Source organism: Clostridium psychrophilum (assembly GCF_018861705.1).
GTDB classification, from domain to species: domain Bacteria; phylum Bacillota; class Clostridia; order Clostridiales; family Clostridiaceae; genus Clostridium_AD; species Clostridium_AD psychrophilum.
In genome coordinates, this window is the sequence record NZ_JAHLEC010000051.1 from 1 (window position 1) to 23889 (window position 23889).

The following is a 23889-nucleotide window of genomic DNA, read 5'->3' on the forward strand; positions in this document are numbered from 1 at the left end:
GTGAATTTAGTTGTGATGAATATAAATTCGACAAAAGGTGGGGGAATTCCTGTAAATATATGATTGTAAAGCCTTGAAGTCACTTGACTACAAGGTTATGCAATTAACTAAATATTATATAAATTTAAAAGGGGGAAATTAAAATTAATATGAACATAAGAAAAATCAAATTTAATAATATTCGTACCAAATTAATTATTAGCTTAATATCTATTTGTGTTATCCCATTAATTATATCAGGTTATGGTTCTTACTCTCAGTCAAAACTAATTCTTAGTAAAAAATTAACAGTAACAAGTACACAAACACTTTCAGAAATAAATGATGGGTTGTCTGATTACATAAATGGACTTTCTAACATGGTTTCAATGACATCAAACAATTATGACTTCATAAATGTGAATACTGGTGATAATTATAATTATGTACCTGGTATGTTGAAAAGTGTAAAAGAAAGTAACAAAGATATTCTTGATACATATTATGGAACGTCTTCTGGCAAGTTTTCAATGTATCCTTCCACAACAATGCCTTCTGGATATAATGCAACTTCAAGATCTTGGTACACACAAGCCTTAGAGCATAAGGGCCAAATTATAATAACGTTGCCATATAAAGATGTTGGAACTGGAAACACCGTTGTTGGAATTGCAAAAACAGTAGAGAAAAATGGACAAGTTATCGGTGTTGTAGGAATAGACTGTAAACTTACCACACTTGTACAACGAATGTCGACAAAGAAAGTAGGAACTACAGGATATGTATTTATCTCTGATATCAATGGTAATATTGTATCTCACCCACAAAAAAGCCTTATTGGTACTAATGCTGCTTCTAAATTGTTAATTTGGAATAAAGCTAAATCAGGAAACAAAGGATTTATTCAGTATAATTATAATGGTGATAAAAAGTTTGGAGTATATGCAACAAATAAAGTTACAGGTTGGAAATTGATTTCTACATTAAATGAAAGTGAACTGTCCAGTGATACAAATTCTATATTACATTCCACCTTCTTAATAATGTTAATTATGGGTTTAATTTCAGTAATAATGTCATTAATATTAAGTAAGGGAATAGACTATAATATTCGAAAATTAAAAGAGGTATTTGCTAAAGCTTCAAATGGAGACTTAACTGTATCTATCACAGCTTCAACGAAAGATGAATTCAAAGATTTGGCTACGTCATTTAACTCAATGATGAAAAATATGTCAGGTATCATGAACCGCGTTACAATTTCATCTAAAACAGTATCAGAAACCTCAACCACTCTTGCAAATATGTCTGACGAGGTAACCTCATCTATAACTGAAGTATCAAGTACTATAGAACAAGTTTCCATAGGTGCAACTGAGCAAGCTCAAAATGCTCAAGATGGTGCTTTAGCAATGAATGATTTATTAAACAGATTAGATAAAGTTAGCGTTAACTCCAATGAAATGTATAAGATCTCAAGTGATACTAAAAATTTAGGTTCTAAAGGACTATCCATGATAGATACTTTAATAGAAAAATCAAATAAAACTAAATTGTCCACTAAAGAGGTTGAGCATATAGTTCAAGATATGAACGAAAGCACTAAGCAAATAGATTCCATCTCCGAAACATTAGTAAACATTACAACTCAAACTAATCTTTTATCATTAAATGCAAGTATAGAATCTGCACGTGCAGGTGAATCTGGTAAGGGATTTGCAGTAGTTGCTGGAGAAATAAGAAAACTTTCTGAACAATCAAAAAGTTCAACAGAAGAGATAAAGAAAATTATATCAAGTATACAGAAGAAATCAGATGCAGCAGTAAGTGCTATTAAATCCACTAAAACCATAGTAAATGAACAGGACTTAGCGGTAAATCAAACCAAAAATATATTTAGTGAAATATTAAACTCAATAGAAGTAATGATTACTAAAGTTGATGAAGTAAAACTATCAATCATTGATATAAATGAAAAAAAACAATCTATAGTATCAGAGATTGAGAATATTTCTTCTATTTCAGAACAAACAGCCTCATCTTCGCAACAAGTAACCGCTTCAACAGAGGAAATCACAGCGACTATGGAAGAGTTCACAAAACACTCAATTAAACTTCAACTGTTAGCAGAACAGCTTGAAAGAGAAATAAGAGAATTTAAAATTAATTAGAATCCATTATACACAATATTTATTCTATGCAAATTAAGTATTCTTTATATAACAGAAGAATTATAACTTATGTGGATTAAAAGTAATATTAATCAATGTTCTTGTGTTTTTCAGCCAGGGCCTGTAAATAATTTTGTGTAAACGGAATAAAATGTACTCTTTCTTGGCAATAATTGAGATAAGTGATTATCAAAGATTGTAAGGAGGAGTATTTTTATGTCTAACATTTCAAAAGAAATTTTAAGGGATTATATTAATGAGCAGAAGTTCACAAGTCCAGATGAGGTTTTAATAGCTATGAAGAATATGTTTAGAGACGTTCTTCAGGAAACACTAGAGGCAGAAATGGATTCGGAACTCGGATATGACAAGTATGATATATCGGAAAAACAAACGTCAAACAGTAGAAATGGTTACTCTAAAAAGACTGTAAAATCTGAACTTGGAGCAATAGATCTCAATATACCAAGAGATAGGAAGGGTGAATTTGAGCCTAAAATACTGCCTAAATATCAAAGAAATATCAATGGTATCGAAGATAAAATAACAGCTCTTTATGCAACGGGAATGACTACAAGAGACATATCAGAACAAATTAAAAATCTATATGATGTTGATATTTCTGCCGAAATGGTATCAAATATAACAAACAGGATACTTCCTTTAGTTACAGAATGGCAAAACAGACCTCTCGAAAAAACATACTCATTTGTTTTTATGGATGCAATACATTTCAAAGTACGTGACGACAAACACATTGCAATTAAAGCAGCCTATGTTGTATTGGGTGTAAATATGGATGGTGAAAAAGAGGTGCTTGGCATATGGATTGGAGCAAATGAAAGTAGTAAGTTTTGGCTTTCAGTGCTTAATGACCTTAAAAACAGAGGTTTACAGAATGTATTAGTATTCTGTGTAGACGGGTTAAATGGGTTTAAGGAGGCTATAAGCGCTGTATATCCTTTTGCAAAGATACAACGTTGTATAATTCACCAATTAAGATCGAGTATGAAATATATACCATTTAAAGATAGAAAGTCATTTGCAAAGGATTTAAAAACTGTCTATGGTGCAATAAACGAGGATGATGCATATAAAAATTTAATTTCTGCAAAAGAAAAATGGAGTGACAAATATCCAAATGCAATAAAAAGTTGGGAAGATAATTGGGATAATCTTATAACATTCTTTGAATTTCCAGATTATATTCGTAGAATTATATATACTACAAATGCTATTGAAAGTCTAAATAGTCAATTTAGGAAAGTCACTAAGACGAAACTTATATTTCCAAATAATGAAAGCCTTATGAAAATGTTATATTTGGCCACCGAAAAGGTGAGTAAGAAGTGGAATAGAGTATACGCTAATTGGGATCTTGTTATTAGTCAACTTAATATACTATTTAGTGAAGTCTTAAATGGAGGGGCATAGTTTAGGGACTCCGCCCCAACCCCCTAAGAATTATAATTATAGTTTTCTGCATAACGATTTAAACGGGCCACCCGAAGGCTGCCCGTTCCTATACAAATCATCAATTGTAACATCAGCTGCATCTTATTACTCGATAAAACAATTATTTACCTAGTATATTAGAAAGCAAAAATGTAAATAATATACTTAAATGCAATGATAAGGTGACATCATTTATCAAACTAAATCAACGTCTTATTAAAATTACATAACTCAATTATTTTGCCTATAGAAAGAGAATACACAAAATAATTTACACCCTCTTCAGCCATAAAAATAACACTATAACTTACACTTTTATTGTAAGTCATAGTGTTATTTTATTTTATATATGCTCATATGCCTAGATTTATTAATAATAAAATTAGATATTTCAATATTAAAATAATCATCTATTTTAACAACCTTTTTTTGTCACACATTTATTCAATTACATTCATTCATTCTAACTCTACTATATTTATCTAATATAGATAGTCTAATGAAACTATTAAATTTAATTAAGCTTATAATGCTTTTATTTTATAGTGACATTTTAGAAATCACTAAAAAAATTTTAATGATTATAACTATGTTAAACGAAAGTTATCCACATTTGTTTCTAACTTAATGTTACTAATGTTGATAACTATGTTAATAACATTAACTTTTTTCTATTTTCAATCATCCATTAATTCTATTCTATATTATTTTTTACTTTTGGTGTTATTTTGTAACACAATAATTAATAATGCACTTGTCTTCCATTATAAAACATTGTTTACTGTTAAAACAAAATAATGCAATTTTCCTTTGGGTCAATACCTTATTCTTATTTTGTAAAAACTTTATTAGAATAATTATCACTTTTTTTTAATGCCCCACGAATGTAAATAATTAAAAATGATATAAACCCTGCACACGTATCTATCAAAACATCCCTAAATGCAGGTCCTCTTCCTGGAACAAACGCTTGATGAAACTCATCTGAACAAGCATATAAAAATAAAATAACTATAGCTACACTACAAACTTTAATATCTATATTTTTCTTTTTTCTTATAGCTCTATATAATAGAATATACAAAATAAAATATTCAGTGAAATGACCTGCCTTTCTAACTATGAAGTTGCTTAATGTTCCAAACATACTATTTAAATCTAACCCAAACAAATTAAATACATATATAACAAATTTGTTATTTTCATTTGACACTTTCGCAACTTGACTAGAGAAAATAAATATTAATACCATCCACCCCATAACCAAAACCCAATCTATATGTTTTTTTTTCATAAATACACTCCCTCAACTATTTCATAGATTTTTACAATAATACTTTGATTATGGTTTACTTCACTATACTTGTCAATGCATCTTCTTAGATATAAACTGATAATAAGTAACTCTAGATATGATACACCATATGGCCTAAGTTATTTAAATTGCTTCTGATCTGGATATATACATAAAATATAGAGGAACATTAAGAAAACACTCTACTTAATTATCTAAAGTGTTCTCTTAATATTCCTCTTCAACATAAATATTTTATTGATATCTAAATTTACTAATTTTCCTCATAAATAAATCTAAATTAATTTTATTTCAAATATTTTAGGCCATAGCTTCCCTGTTACAAAAATGTGATTATTAACTTTATCATATGCTATACCATTAAGCATCCCAGTGCCTTCATATTCTTTAGATTTTAATAATCCTTTAAAGTCTATCCATGCAATTACCTCACCACTATAAGGACAAATTCTAGCTATTTTATCACTTTTCCATACATTTGCATAAATTTCTCCTTGAATAAACTGCAATTCATTTAACCTTCTGACAGATCTAAATCCATCATGGACTTTAATACTATACATTTTTTTAAAGTTTATAGGATTTAAAAAATATATTTCATCTGTACCATCACTCATAATTAAGTACTCATGATTGTGAGTGATTCCACAACCTTTTGTATTATAGTAAAACTTATTAATTATTTTAAGACTATCTTTATCATAAACGAAACCGATATTAGACTCCCTGGTTAACTGAAAAATCTTATTATCATAAAGTGTAATTCCCTCGCCAAAATACTTATCTTCCAATTTGTATAATTGTAAAGTTTCGCTTGTTTTTAAATTTGTTTTACGTAAAGTTGATTTGTAGAATCCACCAGTACTTTCATACAATAAATTAGATTCATATAAAATTCCTTGCGTAAAAGCACTAGCATCGTGTGGATAAGTGTTTATAATATCATAGGAGTATCTTGGTATACTATTGAAATATATCATAACTCTCACTTCCCTATAGAATACATATTTATAATTATTATATGTATATTACAAGGATCTTGTTAATGGCACCATAAAATAGTTCATAATAATACTGCATCTTATTAAATCTAGTGCTTAATTATTCTAATTTTCATACTTATACTTAATTCTTATCCTAATAATTCAGGAGTTTGTACCTTGTCTGATCGTATTGCCTTTTTCATTATAGTAAGGTCTACTGTTTGATTATCTATATTAATACAGCAAGGATATTTAGTACCACATTGATTACATTCTATAAATTCTTTGAAGCAAGTCTGCTCTCTATTGTCAAATAGGAACGGAAGGTTCTCTAATTCTTCATCATCTATATTTGCGTTTGATGTATCTATCTTATATGTATAAAGATAAGTAGCTTCATGTTTTATTTCAAAGTTTTTGCTTTTGCATTTGGGGCATACTAATGATTCATTTATTTTCAAATTATAACTCCCTCTCTATTTTAATGTATTAATAATCTTTGTTTGCTTTTCCTATATATTACTATTAATAGACTTAGAGTTTTATAGTGTTTTTATACATTAAATGATAAACTAGTTATATGAAATTATTTTTTAATAAGTAATGTAACGTTTTATGTTAAAACTTTTATATAGATAATATTGTATTTTCACACCTATATCATAGCAAACTATAGATGTAGACAAAGATTGGGGGTTAAACTTTGGTTAATACTAAAAAACAAATAAATGCATCTATTCTACAATCAGATAATTTTTTTAAGAATATATTTGTTCCCATAAATAAACGGCAGGGATTTATTAGATCGAAATCACCTAAAATACCTATTTATTTTTATAGATATATTGGCATGTTGGAAAATGAAGGGACTTATTATGATAGTCTACACAAATTGAATGATGAACTTGCTTCACTAGGAGACTTATACCTAAGCTTCAGCTCAGGCATACCGATTAATATTTTATCCACCAGCATAACAAAAATACCTTGGGATGCTCTTCTTAGTTCTAATCTAATTAAAAGAAATTCTTTAATTAATGCTCTTAGAACAAATGGACTACTTCCAAATCTTAATAATAGCTTCTTTAATGATTATATAGAAAATGCCTTAGATAAAACCATAACTCTTTATTTGGAAAATAAACATAATGCTTCTGAAACCGTAATTAAAAATTTTGCTGTTAAACTTTTAGGCTGGGTTAGCAAATACGTTCCGAAATTATTTAATAACACAAATTACAATTTAAACAATGAAAAAGATATTATTAACCCTAAAGTGCTTTTTTATGGTGAAATAAAGAATCATGAAATATATTTTTTAATATTTTTATCTAAATTAGGATGTGATGTATTATATATAAATTCACAATCTGATATGGATTTCTTGAAAATCGATTTAGCTAATAAATATTCAAGACTTATAACATTACCTAAATCAAAACCTTTATTGCCACTTAATTTTGAAATAGCTAATAATTATGAAACAGTTAATAGAGAAGATAAAGTTAATACTAAAATTAGTACCGATGAAGTTAAAAAAAATATTATCCCAAACAAAACTAATAATATAAAGGATGATATATCAACTCCATCTTTGTTCTATAAAGACTGTATAAACACTATGCTTAAAAACAGCATAAATATATTTGATGATGTGCTCATTCCTGTCAATAAGAGAATTGGGTTTACAGGTGGCTCCATTCCCTTTATACCTATATATTTTTATAGATATATAGGTATAAATCAAAGTGAAAATAATTATTATAATGATTTATTTAGATTAGACAAAAAGTTTAATCTCTTAGATAGTTTATATTTAAGATTTACAGGCTCTATCCCTATGATTTCTAACTCTAAGTTAATTACAAGCACCCTAAATATATGGCAATATATTGATCCTTTTGATGTTTCTTTAACTAGTAAGCTCGCTACATTACTTATGGAACACAAAATATTCCCTACGATCAACCATACATTAAATTGTTCTATGGCAAATAGCTTTAGTTATATATTAGATATATACTGCAAAGAAGAAAATAATTTGAATCTATCTAAAGTTAGAAATTTCACTTTAAAATTACTTTCTTGGATTTATGACTTTGTTCCAAACCTTATGAAAAACTTTGACTTTCAAGATATTTCATCTATTGAAATGTTTAATCCTAAAGTTTTATATTATGGTGATATAAAAAAGCATGAACTTTTATTTTTAATTTTTTTATCAAGATTAGGTTGTGATATTGTATATATAAATTCCCAAATTGATATGGTTTTAGACCTTACAACCTCTAGCGAAATATTTTCTAAAAGCTTTGAACTTCCATTTAAAGCTCCATTAAAAGAATTTCCAAAAGAAGAATTGCTTGTAAGGCAAGAAACTATTGCCCTAAAAGCATCAAGAGAATTGTCTACTGCTCTTTATACCGATGACGATGGATTTTATAAACCTTGGCAATTTGAAGAATACAAAACCATTCCTATTACACTAAAAACTACCTATTATGAGCTAAAAAGTTTATGGAATGAACCTTCTAGTTTACGTACAGGATTCAAAGTAGAGAATGAAACTGTACATATGCCTAACTTATTTGCAAAAATAAGCGGTGTTCACAGCGATTTGAATTTATATTGGAAAGATGTTTCTTGTTTAAAATCATCAGATAATACATTATTTATGAATAAAATTCCATTTACCAATGTTACTTATAGCAAAACTGATTTATACTCCTTAGCCTTTGTACTTGATAATAATGGTTTAGTTGATAAACAAAAGCTAATTAATCATAACTGTTATAAATTTTCTCATTTAAAAACTTCCCTTCAACATATTATGTTGGAAAAGATAAATTATTTGATGCAATCTGATATGTTAATGAAAACTATAGACAAAGAATTCAAATTAAAAATTTTAATGACTATATTAGATATAGACAAGAATATACTACAGCTAATTCAGCAGTATGATTATCCTTCTAAAATACCAAAGATTGTTATTTATGATAATAACGAAAATACTTTTAGTGATGAAGATTCCATTATTTTGTGTTTTTTAAATTTATTTGGATTTGACATTACCATTTTAACTCCAACCGGCTATAATAACATAGAAGAAAAAATTCATACGAAGTTTTACGACACTCATAGATTAGAAAATGTTGATTTTAATTTACCATTACCTAATTTAAATGATGAGAAAAAATATAGCGACTCAAAAGTTAAACATTTTTTATCTAATGTTTTTAATCATAGATAGTATATAGAAACAAATAAAGGGGCTACATTAATAACTCCTCTATTTGTTTCTATATTTAATTGTCCTATGAATACATTTAAATTGTTTCTATTCCATAGTTATTACACATTGCCTCTAGTCCACCACTAAATCCACTTCCTATGCAATTAATTTTCCACTCATTTTTATATCTATATAATTCTGCAACGACTATAGCTGTCTCCTTAGACAAATTTTCATTGAAATTATAACTTAAAATTTCCTGTTTAGTGTCAGCCGCTATAATTCTAAAATATCCCTCTGATAATTGGGCAAAATTTTGATGCCTTTCATTTGCTTCATATATAGTCGCCGTGAATGCTAATTTTTGTATTCTAGGTGGTATTAAATTTAAATCTAATTGTATGCATTCATCATACGCTTCTTTAAGATATGTATTATGATCTTCTTTAATAGATACCCCACCACAAGTACTCTTCGCATTTTCATAAAATATAAAATCTTTCTCTGCTGTTTTATCATTTATATCTACCATAAATATTGATGCATCTATATCAAATTCATTATTACCATTTAAAATAGTTTTATAATCTAGTGTTAATAACAATTTAGATATGTTTTTACAATTCTGATTTAAGCTCAATTTTTGACCCTTACGAAGTTTAATGCTCTTCGTGACATCCACAAGATTCGTTTTAGTCACATTTCTATTTGCGTTTAATTGTTCATTTGTATTTTGCTTGTATTGTTGAATTGTTGTCTGGTCTAATACTAGTTTCAACAATTAATTTTCCGTATTGTTTTCTCTCGGATGATATTTTATTATAACTATTTTTTATAATTATAGACATAAATACCTACCCCCTAATCTATTGCGACCTTAAGTCCTGAAGCTCTCTCACTTGGCTGAATAATTACAGTTTCACCCTGAGAATTAAATTCTAACATATAGGATTCACCAGAAGTCTGTCCAAGGAAAGTCTTCCAATTTACATCAGTTTTAAAATGAGGATCTGGGCCTGTCCAACATACTACTGCATCAGGATCTACAGTGCAAGGTGACTCTAGAATAATTGGATTTCCATTCGTAGTTATAGCTACCTCTGCATTAACAGCTGTGGCTGTTAGATTTGATGTAAACATGCCCTTTTGAGATATTACACCTGAGCCCATAAACCTAACTCCATATTTACATTTCTGCGTAAACGCGAGCAAATTTTCTCCTTCGACCCCTATGCTCTGACCCGCTTGTAATGAGATTATACTAATATGTTGCGCTTTGTTTGCCATATAATAGCTCCCATTTCCATTTGCCTTCATAATAGGCACATTCTCTCCCGTAAGCTTTCTGACAGCTAGATTCATAACGGATTTAAATACACTTTTTGTATTGTTAGTATCCAATAGTATTTTTTCTTGAGTAAAACTACCCTTATATGCGACCATAGCACCTACTTTTACAAAAAAATATCCTTCTCCTTCTGCAATACAAGTAAGCTCTTGATGATTTTTAAAGTTAAACATACCTGTTTACCCCATTCTCATTTCAATTTACTAAACATTAAATTATATATTGAATAACACCTTTTTATTTTGCGTTTCAAAATTCTATGTACATAGTATATCATAATATTGTTACTAATTTTATAAATGATATATTAAGTCATCTCCTGCGAATCTACAATAAATATTCAATATTTAGTAATTACTGTGTGTAATATGCAATTGTATATAGATCTATGTTATAATTGTGTATTGCGATCAGTATCAGTTGTTATCTTAGACTTACTGATCAATTAACTTTACTAAATGGGGGACAATTATGCGATATTTTGATAATAGTAATTTAAAAGATCTTTTCTTTAAGAGTCCTTCTACCTATGGACTATTTTCTTCAAAAGAAGATTTATCTTATGCTTTGGGTGCATGTCTATATATGCCTGGCTCGCGGGAACATTTACTAGAAGACATACTCTTCAATAAAAAAATTGGTGCTAATACAATTGCTCTTTGCATAGAAGATGCTGTTTCCTCAAACCAAGTTATACAAGCTGAAAATAACATCATTAATTTATTTATTAAAATAAATCGTCTTTTAATAGCTGATGCTTCTTTTATCGATACGTTACCTCTTCTTTTTATTAGAGTCCGTAACATTAATCAGCTTCAAAAATTACTCACTAAATCTAAACTAGTGGGCCTATGTGGTTTTATTTTTCCTAAATTTGATTCTTTAAATGGAGAAAAGTACTTTTCTATTCTAAAAGATTACAATATATCTAACAAAAGGGCCTTATATGGAATGCCAATCCTTGAAACTCCAAGTATTATTCATAAAGAAACTCGAATAAATGAACTTATTAGAATAAAACATATTATAGATAATTATAAGGAATACGTTCTAAACATTAGAATAGGTGGGACAGATTTTTCTGGATTATATAGTCTTCGTCGTAGCATTAACTTCACGGTATACGATCTAACTGTAATAAGGGACTGTATTAGTGATATAATAAATATCTTTAAACGTGATAGTTATGTTATCTCTGGAGTGGTTTATGAATATTATAGCAAAATATTAGCTATTCATAATAATGCTCTAATAAAAGAAATTTTTCTAGATAAAAGCAATGGTTTAACTGGCAAAACAGTTATACATCCAACACAAGTAAATATCGTTAATTCACTTATGGTTGTTTCTAAAGAAGATTACACAGATGCTAACACTATTATTAATTCATCACTTGATGGCGTAATAAAAAGTAATTACTCTAATAAAATGAATGAGATAAAACCTCATGAAAAATGGGCTAAAGAAATATTGTCAAAAGCTAAAATAATGGGGGTATATGAAGATGGAGAATCTTACGAAGGATTATTACAAAGGACCAATTCATTACAATATAGATAATAGCCTACAAATATCACTTAATATAAAAGAGAATAAATGTAGAATCCCAGCATCATCACTTTTTACAATGTCCGCTAGAGAAAACAAAAAAAGAGACTTTTTATTTGTAAGCAAAGTTATAGGTAAACATATACCAATGCATCCAGATGCATTAAAAATCATTGGAGGAATACTCGCTCGAGTCTGGATTAATGAAAGAGAGCTTTCTCAAAACTATTCTACTACTGAACTAGTTAACACACTTATTACTTTAAATGCATCTTCTAACATAAATAACTTACACAATATTTTAGGTTCACCCATTAAATTAAAAAATAAAACTCTTTTTATAGGATTTGCTGAAACTGCAACTGGACTTGCTCAATCTATATTTCAAAACTTTACAAATGCAACCTATATACATACTACTCGTGAGAAAATAACTTCTATAAAACCTGCTTTATTTTTTAAAGAAGAACATTCTCATGCTGTTGAGCATTTACTCTTTCCTTATGAGAAAAATTTTTTTAACAAATTTGATGATATCGTTTTAATAGATGATGAGCTTACTACAGGTAAATCTGCGCTAAATTTAATAAGATGTCTTCCAGGAAAATGTTTTGGAATTCTATCTATTTTAGACTGGCGAAATGCTGATAATCTTAAAATGTTTAAAGATGAGACTAGCATAGATGTTAAGGTATGTTCTTTGTTAAAAGGAGATATTAAATGTACTAAATCAAAAGATATTATTAGTGATAATATAATTATAGCCCCACTTTCCACTAGTTCTATCCCCTGCAAAGAGTTTGTCTTCCCAATAGAGGATAGCATTGATGGGTATAACAAGTCCACTGGAAGATTTGGAATTGACTCACAAGATAATGTTAGAATTGAGAAATCAATAAATTCTATATCAAAAACATTAAAAAAAGAAAGAACTTCTGGGAATTGTCTTTGCCTAGGAACTGGTGAATTTATATATTTACCTTGTAGTATAAGCTCAAAACTTGGTACAAATATTTATTTTCAATCTACCACAAGAAGTCCTGTTCATTCAAGGGATATACAATTCTATGGAAATAGGAATAAAGTTTCCTTTCAAAATCCAGAGGATGACACTATAACTAATTACCTTTACAATATACCTGATAATTTCTATAATCAAGTATATCTATTCTCTGAAAAACCATTATTAAAAGAAAAAAAAGAGGAACTTAACAAAATTTTTTCTTACTTTCATGTAAAATCTATTATATTCGTATGCTGGAAGGGCTAATACATTAATCTCCTTTAATCTCCTTTTAAAATATCTATAATAATTTTACTAATATTATAAAAAGGGTGTGTAAATAAATGAATGAATATGTTTTCTCAGGCAGCTATCCTAAAGATGATGTTACATTTCTTCTTAAGGATATATCAAACCTTATAGTAGAACAAGATAATGAATTTAGAGAGAATGCTATTCAAAGTGGTATTCATTATTCAGAAATGTTACCAATAGAATATACTCCCTCAAAAGAATACATGGATATTTTCTATAATACCCTCCAACAATCAAAAGATAAAATAGCAACTCTTGTAGCCATCTTAAGCGATAAAATTATTAAAGCACGTGGTAAGAATATCATTCTAGTTTCGCTTGCAAGGGCTGGTACCCCTATTGGCATTTTGATTAAAAAATATATACAGTTCAAGTATAATATATTACTTCCTCATTACAGCATTTCTATAATACGGGATAAAGGCATAGATAAAAATGCTATTAATTATATATTAAAGAACCACCCCTCCTTAACAATTCAATTTATTGATGGTTGGACAGGCAAAGGTGTTATTCAGCATACATTAATAAAAGCTTGCAAAGAATATCTTGATGAATTTAATATAACTTTAGACCCAAACTTAGCTGTATTATCTGATCCTGCTTATTGTACACATATTTATGGAACACGAGAAGATTTCTTAATACCAAGTGCCTGCCTCAATTCTACAGTTTCAGGACTTGTAAGTAGAACTGTTCTTAATGATAAATATATATCTAGTAAGGATTTCCATGGTACAAAATATTATAAAGAGTTGCTACCTGTAGATGTTTCAAATTTCTATATAGACCAAATATGTGAATGCTTTAGTAACATTGATAAAAATCATGTGGGAGATTTATCAAATGACGTAGATACTAGAGAAATCGCAGTGGACATTGAATTTAATGATAATACCTTAAACTGCAAAGGACTTCGCGACATTGAAAGCATTAAACACAAATTTAACATCAATAATATTAATCTCATAAAACCAGGAGTTGGAGAAACCACGCGAGTACTTTTAAGACGAATACCTTGGAAAATACTCGTTGATTCATTTAAAAATCCAAATTTAAAACATATTCTAACTTTAGCTAAGGAAAAAGATATCCCTGTAGAAATATATACTGATATGTGTTATTCTTGCTGTGGCATTATAAAAGCTAAAGAAAAAGAAGATATGTAACCATTTTATAAAGGATGTGTTTTTATGATATTTGCCTCCGACCTTGATAGTACACTTATATACTCATCAACACACTGCACCCTAATTAATGAGAAAAACCTTATTCCAGTGGATTCCTATAACAATAATATGTGTAGTTTTATTACTAAATCCATACAGGATACACTAAATCATATAAATGAATCTATGCTTTTTATTCCCGTTACTACAAGATCTATAAAACAATACAAAAGGATGTCCTACTTTTATGACGTAATAAAACCTAAATATGCAGTTGTAGCAAATGGTGGTATTATACTTAAGAATGGCATAGAACTCAAGGCTTGGTCTGATATAAGTAATAATAAAATTAATAAGGTTATAAGTATCCAAGATATGATAAAATTATGTAGTTTCTTTTTAGAAAAGGATTTTGTCTTATCATATAAAACTTGTGAAAATTTGTTTATATATTCTATAATTGATGAGGTAAAATTAAATAGTTCAATATTAGATGGCACAATAGATTTAAATTATTTTAATTTATTACGTTCATTCTGTAACAGATATAAATACAATGTTTCAAGACAAGGGAAAAAAGTTTATATAGTACCTAATTGTATAAATAAATATGATCCTATAAATTATATAATGAAAATAGAGAACATTAATATTTTCATTGCAGCTGGTGATTCTCTTCTCGACTATCCTATGATTAAGCATTCCAATTATGGAATAGTACCATCTCATGGTGAATTATTACAAACACTTAGAGATAAAAAACTCCAAGACACTATTTATGTTACAAAAGAAACTGGTATATTTGCAGGTGAAGAGATATTAAGTAAAGTTCATCAAAAATATCACGAAATAAAAAACATTATTTAATATAAAAAAATTCACACTGCTGATTACAATCAACAGTGTGAATTTATTAAATCTACCAGAACCTATAAGTTATTAAGCTACCATTTTTTCGTCTGATTCTGATTCTATTTTTTTATTTTTTTTTATAAAAGGTTTTATGATAAGTTTTACAACCTCATTTACTACTATTACAAATAAAGATACTACAATTACCTTTAACCACATAGTAACACTTAAGGACACTGCATTAAAGAATTTTGAAAATACTTCAGTTATAATTATTTGTACTACCGCAGTAATTGATATTATCTTTAAGAATATAGTGTTCTTTGTAATGTTAGGAAATATGCTATCCGTTCCAAACTCTCTACAATTAAAAGCATTAAATAATGCGCTAAAAGCAAATAATGCGAATAATACTGTCTGCATTTCGTTTGGCCCTGTTACACCATCTTTTGGGAAACCAGTTCCTAATATATCAAATTTCATTTGAGCCATAAGAAGAGCTGTTATATATATAGAATTTGCTAACATACTCTTTAACATTTGTTTAGTTATAATGCTGGCATTTCTATTGGTTGGTTTTCTATTTAAAACTGCATTTCTTACTGGTTCAAGTCCTAGTGATAGTGCAGGTGGACCATCCATTATAATGTTTACCCACAACAGTTGTATTGTAGTAAACGGCATTTGGAAATCAAATATTACAGATAAAATTGCTGTTAAAAATGCAATTATATTTACAGTTATCTGAAATTGAATAAATCTTTGGAAGTTCTCGTAAATACCTCTTCCCCACTTAATTCCCTTTACAATAGTTCCAAAACTATCATCTGTTAAAATTATGTCTGCTGCATTTTTACTAACCTCAGTACCAGCTATACCCATTGCAATACCAACATCTGCTTTAGTAAGTGCTGGTGCATCATTTATTCCATCTCCCGTTACTGCCACTACTTCACCATTTTTTTGAAGAGCTTCAACTATTCTCATTTTTGTATCGGGTTTTGAACGTGCAACTATTGATATAGTAGATATTTCATCTTTTAATTCGTCATCTGTTAATGTATCTATATAAGTAGCCTCTACCGCCCTATATTTACCATTAAGTAATCCTAGTTCTTTTCCAATAGCAATAGCCGTATTAATGTTGTCACCTGTAAGCATTTTCGTAGAAACTCCTGCTTTACTCGCAGTTTCAACGGCTTCCTTAACATCAAGTCTTAATGGATCTCTTATTCCTACGAATCCTGTAAATACTAGGTCATTTTCAAGAGTACCTTGCTCCGATGCCATAGCTACTTCTTCACTTATATTTCTGTATGCAAACCCAAGAACTCTCATTGATTTTGTCTCAAGTTTTTTAATTTCGCTTAGTATCTCAACACGCCTAGCTTCATCTAATTCTATTTCATTGCAATTAACATGCTCATATTTACACAATTTTAAAATGATTTCAGGTGCTCCCTTTGTTAATACTGTAGCACCCTCTTCCTCATTTACAACTGTACTCATTCTCTTACGCTTTGAACTAAATGGAATTTGATGAGCTATATTAGCATCTTGTCTTTCTTGTACATAGTCACAATCATCATTATATAAAAGGAGGGCACACTCTGTTGCACTTCCTAAATATTTGATATCACCATCATCATCATTCTTTTCAATATCTGCAGTTGAATTAACAATACAGTTATCTATAAAATAATTATTCCTATCACTTAATTCATTTCTGCCTTTAAACTTACCATTTAAATAAACTTTTTTAACTGTCATTCTATTTTGAGTAAGTGTACCTGTTTTATCTGAACATATTACACTTACTGATCCTATAGTTTCGCATGCTTCCTTTTTAGTGACAAGTGCATTAATGTTAGCCATTTTCTGCATAGTTATTGCAAGTGTCATATTTATCATTGTTGGAAGACCTTCTGGAACTGCTGCAACAATTAAAGCAACGCACACAACAAATGCAGTCTTTATTGGTCCAATTGATTCTAAAAATGCAACTATACTAGATGTATCGGTTGATATAGCATTAGCCCTTAACAATTTAGCAATTATAATTACAAAAAGTAACGCAGCAATGGCGCTTGATATCTTTGAAATCTTACCACCTAAATCTCCTAATTTTGCCTGAAGAGGTGTTGCTAAATCACCTTTTTGAAGATTTTTAGCTATTTCTCCCATTTGAGAACTATCACCAGTCGAAGTCACAACAAACCTACCTCTACCAGACGCAATAAGCGTCCCTCCAAAAATCATATTTAATTGTTTTGCTGGAATTGGATCTTGAACAATAATTTTATCTTTAGATTGTATGTTTTCCATATCTATAATCAATTGTGCATCTTTACTTACATCCTCTGATTCTCCTGTAAGCATGTCCTCTCTAACCAATAAATCTAAAGTGCTTATAAGTCTTCCATCTGCCGGTACCATGTCCCCCGTTTCAATTGAGACTATATCCCCAGGTACTAGATCACTCTTATTTACTTGAACAATTTTGCCATTACGTAGTACTTTTACCTCTATATCTTCCGTCATTTTTGAAAGCGCATCTGCAGCTTTCTGTGATTTTCCTTCTGTGAAAATTCCTATACCAATTCCTATTGCTACTGCACATACTATACCAATAGCATCACTAAATTCTCCTACTAATGCACTAATTAATGCCGCCACTAAAAGTATCATCATCATAGGTTCAGTAATTGCTTCCTTAATACTATCCCATATTGATCCTTTTTCCTGTATAGTAAATTCATTAGCGCCATATTTTTCTAGTCTTTCTTTAATCTCAGAACTCGATAATCCTTTGTTACTATCAACCTTAAGACTGTTTAGTACTTTTGAGCTCTGTTCTTTAAAATATTTCATATAGTCCACCTTTCTGTAATTTGTATGATTATTCTATTAATTTAAAATGTAGAAAATGATAAAATTCTCATTTTCTACACCCTAGTTTGTTTTTTCCTATAAATGTATAGATATCTTATAATATACTTAAAACTATTATTCTATTGATATTTCTTTACCATTTCATTTAGTCCATTTGATGTATCTGCTTCTCCTACTGCTGTAAATTTCCATTCACCACTATTACGATATATCTCTGCAACATATAATCCGGTTTTACCTGAATATTCTTCAGTTAAATTAAAACGGAGCATTTCTTTATTATCAGTTAAATTAACTAAGCGTATAAAAGCGTTTTGTATCATACCAAAATGTTGTTTACGTTGAACTGCTGCATAGATGTTAACCACAAAAACCAACTTAGCAATATTCTTAGGTATTGCAGATAAGTCAACCATTATTTGTTCATCATCACCATCACCGTCGCCAGTAAGATTGTCTCCCATATGCTGAATACTACCACACTTGCTTTTTAGGTTTCCGAAATAAACCATATTTCCTTTTCCTTTAAGTTTATCATTTTCATCAAGCATTAATACTGAAGCATCACAATCTATTGATGCTTGTTTAGTTGCAAATAATCCTCCAAGTAACCCCTTATGTGATTGCTCAACTGGATCCCATCCAAGTCCCACCATCGTCTTCTTTAAACCAGGATTATCCTTCGTAAGATTAACTCTTTGACCCTTTTGTAAATTTATTCCCATTTTATCCATCTCCTTTAAATATCTAGTACGTCTTCTTGTACACTATTTAATTTTGTATGTATAACTCTCTATGCATCAAGACCATAATTCTTACAAAGAGCTGCTAATCCTCCTTGAAATCCACTTCCTGTTGCACTAAATTTCCATTCGCCATTATTACGATATATCTCACAAAAAACTAATGCAGTTTCTATTGAAAAATCTTCTGATAAATCATATCTTAAAATTTCTTCATTAGTTTCCTCATTTACTACTCTAACAAATGCATTTGAAATTTGGCCAAAATTTTGAGCACGAGCTATTGCATCATCTATAGTTACTGTTATTGCTATTTTATCAATATCTGCTGGTATTTTAGAGAATTCAACAATTATTTGCTCATCATCTCCATCTCCTTCTCCAGTCCTGTTATCACCAGTATGTATAACCGCACCTGTAGAATGTTCTAAATTATTATAAAAGATGAAATCTAAATCATTATTAGTTTTCCCATTTGCTCCAACTAAAAAAGCCGAAGCATCTAAATCAAAATCTCCTCCGCCTGAATATTTGTTAGTATCCCACCCAAGACCTATAACTGCCTTCTTCAAACTTGGATTACTTTTGGTTAAATCAATTTTTTGACCTTTACTTAAATTAATTGTCATAATATTGCCTCCTAGTTAATTCATAAGTTTCTATGCTGTTAATCATCATCTTCAATGTTGCAACCATAATCTTTAATTCGCTAATCTACACTTATACCAAAATTACTACAAAGTGCAGTTAGTCCACCCTCAAATCCACTTCCTATTGCACTAAACTTCCATTCTCCTTTATTGCGATAAAGTTCAGCTACGACTACTGCTGTTTCAATACTATAATCTTCACTTAAATCATATCTTATTAATTCATCATTATTGTTTTCATCTATAATTCTAATAAATGCATTGGAAACTTGTCCAAAATTTTGACATCTTTCAATTGCATCATGAATAGTTACAGTAAAATTTACTTTTTCAATGTTTGCTGGAACTTTACTTAATTCAATTCTAATTTGTTCATCATCGCCATCACCATCACCAGTTTTGTTATCTCCTAAATGTGTTACAGATCCTGCTGAGTCCTTTGGGTTATTATAAAATATAAAATCACTATCAGAAGTTACTTTACCATTTGATCCCACTAAAAAAGCCGCTGCATCTAGATCAAAAGAAGCTCCCCCATCATATTTGTTAGTATCCCACCCCAGCCCTACAATAACATTAATAAGTCCTGGATTACTTTTAGTTAAGTCTACCTTTTGACCTTTCTTTAAACTAATTGCCATAATACACTCCTCCTCGAAAACATTTATGTAACTATATTAAAATCAAATAAAGTATTATTAGTGCTCAAATATTATATTCTATATATAAAAACAAAAACATATTATAAATCATTTCCAAAAAATCAAGCAATAAACATTTTAAATGTAAATCTATAAAAAAAAACTTTATCTTAGTTTAAATTACATAGTATAATTAAACTCTAATAAAGTAAAAATATCTATTATAAGTATAACATCATTACCTTATAAATGCTAGATTATGCGACTAAAACTAGTTTACTTAATTGTATATTTTTAGTGAACATATAACTATTTATATACTTGTACTACGTAATAACAAAATTTATTGCAAATGTTTAACATTCAAAATAAAGCCCTCAATTAATTATTATTTCTTCTAATATATTTATTTATTTTAATAATATGGTGATTTGCATAGCAACTACCATATAATATATACTGTAACAATAATATTGAATGGATGTGTTGTAGTGAATCTGTCATTTATTAAAAAGTATTTAAATAAACATCATAAATCTAAACGCAAGGCATTAGATTTTATAAAATATATAGGCCCAGGACTTTTAGTAACTGTTGGATTTATAGACCCAGGAAACTGGGCAGCAAATATTTCTGCAGGTGGAGATTATGGTTATACACTGCTTTGGATGGTAACCCTTTCTACTATTATGCTAATTGTACTTCAGCATAATGCTGCCCATCTTGGGATTGTTACAGGTAATTGCCTATCAGAAGCATCTACCGCCATACTAAACCCAAAACTGAATAATGTAGTACTAGGTTCTGCAGTTATTGCTGCAATATCAACTTCACTTGCAGAACTTCTTGGTGGCGCAATAGCTTTAAATATGCTATTCGGCATACCATTAAAGCTCGGAACAATATTAGTTTTATGTTTTATTTTATGGATACTATACACGAATTCTTATAAAAAGTTAGAAAAATGGATTATTGGCTTTGTATCACTCATAGGTATATCTTTTATATTCGAATTAAGCCTTGTGCATGTAGAATGGGGTAAAGCTATGGTAAGTTGGATTAAGCCTTCTTTCCCTATAGGATCTCTACCAATAATAATGAGTGTCCTAGGTGCTGTCGTCATGCCTCATAATCTATTTTTACATTCTCAAGTAATACAAAGTCGTCAATGGAATCTAGAAGATGAAAGCGTAATAAAAAAACAATTAAAATATGAATTTATGGATACATTTTTCTCAATGATAGTAGGTTGGGCTATAAATAGTGCTATGATACTTATCGCAGCAACTACTTTCTTTACACAAAAAGTTAAAGTTACTCAACTTAGCCAAGCTCAACAAATGCTTACTCCTCTACTTGGAAGTACTGCATCAGTGGTTTTCGCATTAGCTCTACTCTTTGCCGGAATTTCCTCATCAGTTACTGCCGGCATGGCGGGCGGTAGTATTTTTGCCGGAATATTTGCCAAAGACTACAACATTGATGATAAGTATACTAAATTGGGAATAGGAATTACTTTAATTGGAGCAGCCATCGTTATATTTTTTATATCCGATCCTTTTAAAGGACTTATCTACTCACAGATGCTTTTGAGCATACAACTTCCTATAACTATATTTTTACAAATATATTTAACATCTTCTAAAAAAGTTATGGGCAAATATGCTAACAGTACAATCAGTAAAATTATTCTTTGGGTTATTGCACTTATAGTAACCGGACTTAACTTAATGTTGTTATTAAGCTTTATATTATAGCCTTATATTTATATAATAGTTTTAGTTTTGCCTTTGGCTAATATAAACAAAGGAATTGGCACAATAATTTGTCCAATTCCTTTGTTTTTTTATAAAATTTATTATTATATTCTTCTGAGAAATTTAAAATACAATGAATATTTTTCTAGCAGTTAACTTAATCTTAAAGATTCTTAGATTTTATATTGATTTCTATTTTTATTAACCATATTTACTAATAGTTCTTCATTTATTTTTCTTTTTTTAATTCTATAGCTTTTTCTACATTACTATTTGGTAACTTTTCTACATATACACTTGTACTTTGTAATGCCATTGAAACCCCTTCTAGATTTAATATATCGACTATTTCAAAATTAATATCTTCTTTTACTTTGAAGTATTCATCAAAATCTGGTGTATCTGCAAAACAACATATTAAAATGTCTAAACTAGAAGCACTGAATTTATCAAATCTAACAAGAATTCCTTCCTTGTTAACCTGTGAATTGTTTTCTAACATATTTCTAATACTTGTCACACAACTCTGTAATTTCTCTCTAGGCGTTCTATAATTCAGCTCTAAGTTCAAACTAATTCTTCGTTTGCCTCTTCTACTATAATTTGTTACTGCCTCATTGGTTAACTTTGAATTCGGAACTATTATTAGTGCTTCATCGATAGTTCTTATTTTAGTAGTTCTAAATGAAATGTTCTCTATACTCCCCTCTAATACATCGCTATTAATCCAATCTCCAATAGTAAAAGGTTTGTCCACTATTATAGAAATACCAGCAATAATATTAGCTGCTGCGTCTTTAGCCGCTAGTGCAAATGCCAAACCTCCTAATCCAAGGCCTGTAACAAAGCCTTGAATATTATATCCCCATTTTTCAGCTATTATAGTAATTGATAATGATAGTAATATTAACTTTAATGTTTTTGATATAAATGGGAATAATATTTTATCTACTTTTATATCATATGCTTTATGCATTCTTTCAAACAACAGAGAAGATTCACCTGTTAAATTATATAATCCCCATGTTATTAGTATTATTATAGCCGAACTAAAAATCTTATCTATATCTAATATAGTAATTGGAGTCACTGCAATCATTAGAATTTTTAAAGCAAAGTATAATCCTAATACCTCGAAAAAATTCGTTATAGGTTTTTGAAATGCAGCTACTATTTGTGTATCTACATTAAACTTTGTTTTATTAACAAGTCTCAATATTATCTTAAATACATACTTTGTAAACATTTTTTTTAACAATACAAAAGCTGCAAAAACTGCAATAGCTATTGCTATATATTTAAGTTTGTAGGTAGTCATATTACTAAAAACAACTTGTATTTTGTCTTGTGCAAAAAAATCTACTATATATTGAAACAAAAAACCACACTCCCCTTCTTCGTATATATATTTATTTTAATATATATATATAATTTTCTCAATGTATTATTTAGGAATAAATAAATTTTTGCTAATATCCTTACTTTTTATAATTATTTTTGCTTTCGTGTTGGTCTAAAAAATGACTTTTATTTTATACAAAAATAAAGCTATAATTACACATTATTAAATGTTAAAATTATAACTTTATATATTTAGCAATCAAAAAAAGCACTTTATATAAAGTGCTTTTTTGGTGGCTTACCGGAGAATCGAACTCCGGACACCATGATTAAAAGTCATGTGCTCTACCAACTGAGCTAGTAAACCATGTTAACCTGGCGACAACCTACTCTTCCACAAAGTTACCCCTGCAGTACCATCGGCGCATTGAAGCTTAACCTTCGTGTTCGGTATGGGAACGGGTGTTACCTTCAGGCCATAATCACCAGATT

The 23889-nt window shown here is 29.2% G+C and carries 19 protein-coding genes, 1 tRNA gene and 1 rRNA gene; 8 read left to right on the top strand and 13 right to left on the bottom strand.

Going from position 1 to position 23889, the window contains the following annotated elements; genetic code table 11:
• Positions 1–149 precede the first annotated feature (149 nt).
• Together KPL38_RS11495 and KPL38_RS11500 are read left to right on the top strand one after the other, a co-directional pair.
• Entirely contained in the window at positions 150–2150 is a 2001-nt protein-coding gene (locus tag KPL38_RS11495; protein ID WP_216289278.1) for a methyl-accepting chemotaxis protein, read from the top strand.
• A 216-nt stretch (positions 2151–2366) separates the two neighbouring features.
• Positions 2367–3584 carry an IS256 family transposase gene (locus tag KPL38_RS11500; protein ID WP_216289279.1) on the top strand — a complete coding sequence of 406 codons (1218 nt, stop codon included), beginning with the start codon at positions 2367–2369 and terminating at the stop codon, positions 3582–3584.
• An 850-nt stretch (positions 3585–4434) separates the two neighbouring features.
• Here KPL38_RS11500 and KPL38_RS11505 read toward each other — a convergent pair.
• From KPL38_RS11505 to KPL38_RS11515, 3 genes are all read right to left on the bottom strand, one after another.
• On the bottom strand, positions 4435–4899 hold the full coding sequence (locus KPL38_RS11505) for a VanZ family protein (protein ID WP_216289280.1): 465 nt from the start codon (positions 4897–4899) through the stop codon (positions 4435–4437).
• 296 nt (positions 4900–5195) lie between these two features.
• Positions 5196–5900: a glutaminyl-peptide cyclotransferase gene (locus KPL38_RS11510; protein ID WP_216289281.1), complete on the bottom strand. Its 705-nt coding sequence runs from the start codon at positions 5898–5900 to the stop codon at positions 5196–5198.
• A gap of 152 nt (positions 5901–6052) precedes the next feature.
• Positions 6053–6364: a hypothetical protein gene (locus tag KPL38_RS11515; protein ID WP_216289282.1), complete on the bottom strand. Its 312-nt coding sequence runs from the start codon at positions 6362–6364 to the stop codon at positions 6053–6055.
• A 242-nt stretch (positions 6365–6606) separates the two neighbouring features.
• Between KPL38_RS11515 and KPL38_RS11520 the strand changes: the two genes are divergently transcribed.
• Positions 6607–9156, top strand: a complete 2550-nt coding sequence (locus KPL38_RS11520; RefSeq protein ID WP_216289283.1) for a YceG family protein — start codon at positions 6607–6609, stop codon at positions 9154–9156.
• A gap of 76 nt (positions 9157–9232) precedes the next feature.
• On the opposite strand, the gene KPL38_RS11525 is transcribed toward KPL38_RS11520, so the two are convergent.
• The 3 genes from KPL38_RS11525 to KPL38_RS11530 are packed head-to-tail and all read right to left on the bottom strand — an operon-like array spanning position 9233 to position 10659.
• Positions 9233–9838 (bottom strand): TerD family protein, encoded by a 606-nt coding sequence (locus tag KPL38_RS11525; protein WP_312884200.1) that lies wholly within the window; start codon positions 9836–9838, stop codon positions 9233–9235.
• A gap of 22 nt (positions 9839–9860) precedes the next feature.
• Positions 9861–9986, bottom strand: coding sequence for a hypothetical protein (locus KPL38_RS20075; RefSeq protein WP_281419353.1), 126 nt, complete (start codon positions 9984–9986; stop codon positions 9861–9863).
• Between the two features lie 13 nt (positions 9987–9999).
• Positions 10000–10659: an AIM24 family protein gene (locus tag KPL38_RS11530; protein ID WP_216289284.1), complete on the bottom strand. Its 660-nt coding sequence runs from the start codon at positions 10657–10659 to the stop codon at positions 10000–10002.
• A gap of 298 nt (positions 10660–10957) precedes the next feature.
• Here KPL38_RS11530 and KPL38_RS11535 point away from each other — a divergent pair, with 298 nt between their 5' ends.
• The 4 genes from KPL38_RS11535 (at position 10958) to KPL38_RS11550 (ending at position 15388) form a co-directional block, all read left to right on the top strand.
• On the top strand, positions 10958–12046 hold the full coding sequence (locus KPL38_RS11535; protein ID WP_216289285.1) for an HpcH/HpaI aldolase/citrate lyase family protein: 1089 nt from the start codon (positions 10958–10960) through the stop codon (positions 12044–12046).
• Positions 11991–13304 carry a phosphoribosyltransferase family protein gene (locus tag KPL38_RS11540; protein WP_216289286.1) on the top strand — a complete coding sequence of 438 codons (1314 nt, stop codon included), beginning with the start codon at positions 11991–11993 and terminating at the stop codon, positions 13302–13304. The genes KPL38_RS11535 and KPL38_RS11540 overlap by 56 nt, the downstream gene beginning before the upstream one ends.
• Before the next feature lie 77 nt (positions 13305–13381).
• Positions 13382–14521, top strand: a complete 1140-nt coding sequence (locus KPL38_RS11545) for a cysteine protease StiP family protein (RefSeq protein ID WP_216289287.1) — start codon at positions 13382–13384, stop codon at positions 14519–14521.
• Between the two features lie 24 nt (positions 14522–14545).
• Positions 14546–15388, top strand: coding sequence for an HAD hydrolase family protein (locus KPL38_RS11550; RefSeq protein WP_216289288.1), 843 nt, complete (start codon positions 14546–14548; stop codon positions 15386–15388).
• 72 nt (positions 15389–15460) lie between these two features.
• Here the strand turns inward: KPL38_RS11550 and KPL38_RS11555 are convergent, their stop codons facing one another.
• From KPL38_RS11555 to KPL38_RS11570, 4 genes are all read right to left on the bottom strand, one after another.
• On the bottom strand, positions 15461–18244 hold the full coding sequence (locus KPL38_RS11555) for a calcium-translocating P-type ATPase, PMCA-type (RefSeq protein ID WP_216289289.1): 2784 nt from the start codon (positions 18242–18244) through the stop codon (positions 15461–15463).
• A 140-nt stretch (positions 18245–18384) separates the two neighbouring features.
• Positions 18385–18990: a TerD family protein gene (locus tag KPL38_RS11560; RefSeq protein WP_216289290.1), complete on the bottom strand. Its 606-nt coding sequence runs from the start codon at positions 18988–18990 to the stop codon at positions 18385–18387.
• A gap of 68 nt (positions 18991–19058) precedes the next feature.
• Entirely contained in the window at positions 19059–19637 is a 579-nt protein-coding gene (locus KPL38_RS11565; protein WP_216289291.1) for a TerD family protein, read from the bottom strand.
• Between the two features lie 80 nt (positions 19638–19717).
• Positions 19718–20299 carry a TerD family protein gene (locus KPL38_RS11570; RefSeq protein ID WP_216289292.1) on the bottom strand — a complete coding sequence of 194 codons (582 nt, stop codon included), beginning with the start codon at positions 20297–20299 and terminating at the stop codon, positions 19718–19720.
• Positions 20300–20790: 491 nt separating this feature from the next.
• Between KPL38_RS11570 and KPL38_RS11575 the strand changes: the two genes are divergently transcribed.
• Positions 20791–22056, top strand: coding sequence for an Nramp family divalent metal transporter (locus tag KPL38_RS11575; protein WP_376769033.1), 1266 nt, complete (start codon positions 20791–20793; stop codon positions 22054–22056).
• A 229-nt stretch (positions 22057–22285) separates the two neighbouring features.
• Here the strand turns inward: KPL38_RS11575 and KPL38_RS11580 are convergent, their stop codons facing one another.
• The 3 genes from KPL38_RS11580 to rrf form a co-directional block, all read right to left on the bottom strand.
• Positions 22286–23434, bottom strand: a complete 1149-nt coding sequence (locus tag KPL38_RS11580) for a mechanosensitive ion channel family protein (protein WP_216289293.1) — start codon at positions 23432–23434, stop codon at positions 22286–22288.
• Positions 23435–23688: 254 nt separating this feature from the next.
• A tRNA-Lys gene (locus KPL38_RS11585) sits at positions 23689–23764 on the bottom strand.
• 6 nt (positions 23765–23770) lie between these two features.
• Positions 23771–23887 (bottom strand): 5S ribosomal RNA (rrf, locus tag KPL38_RS11590).
• Positions 23888–23889: the final 2 nt, after the last annotated feature.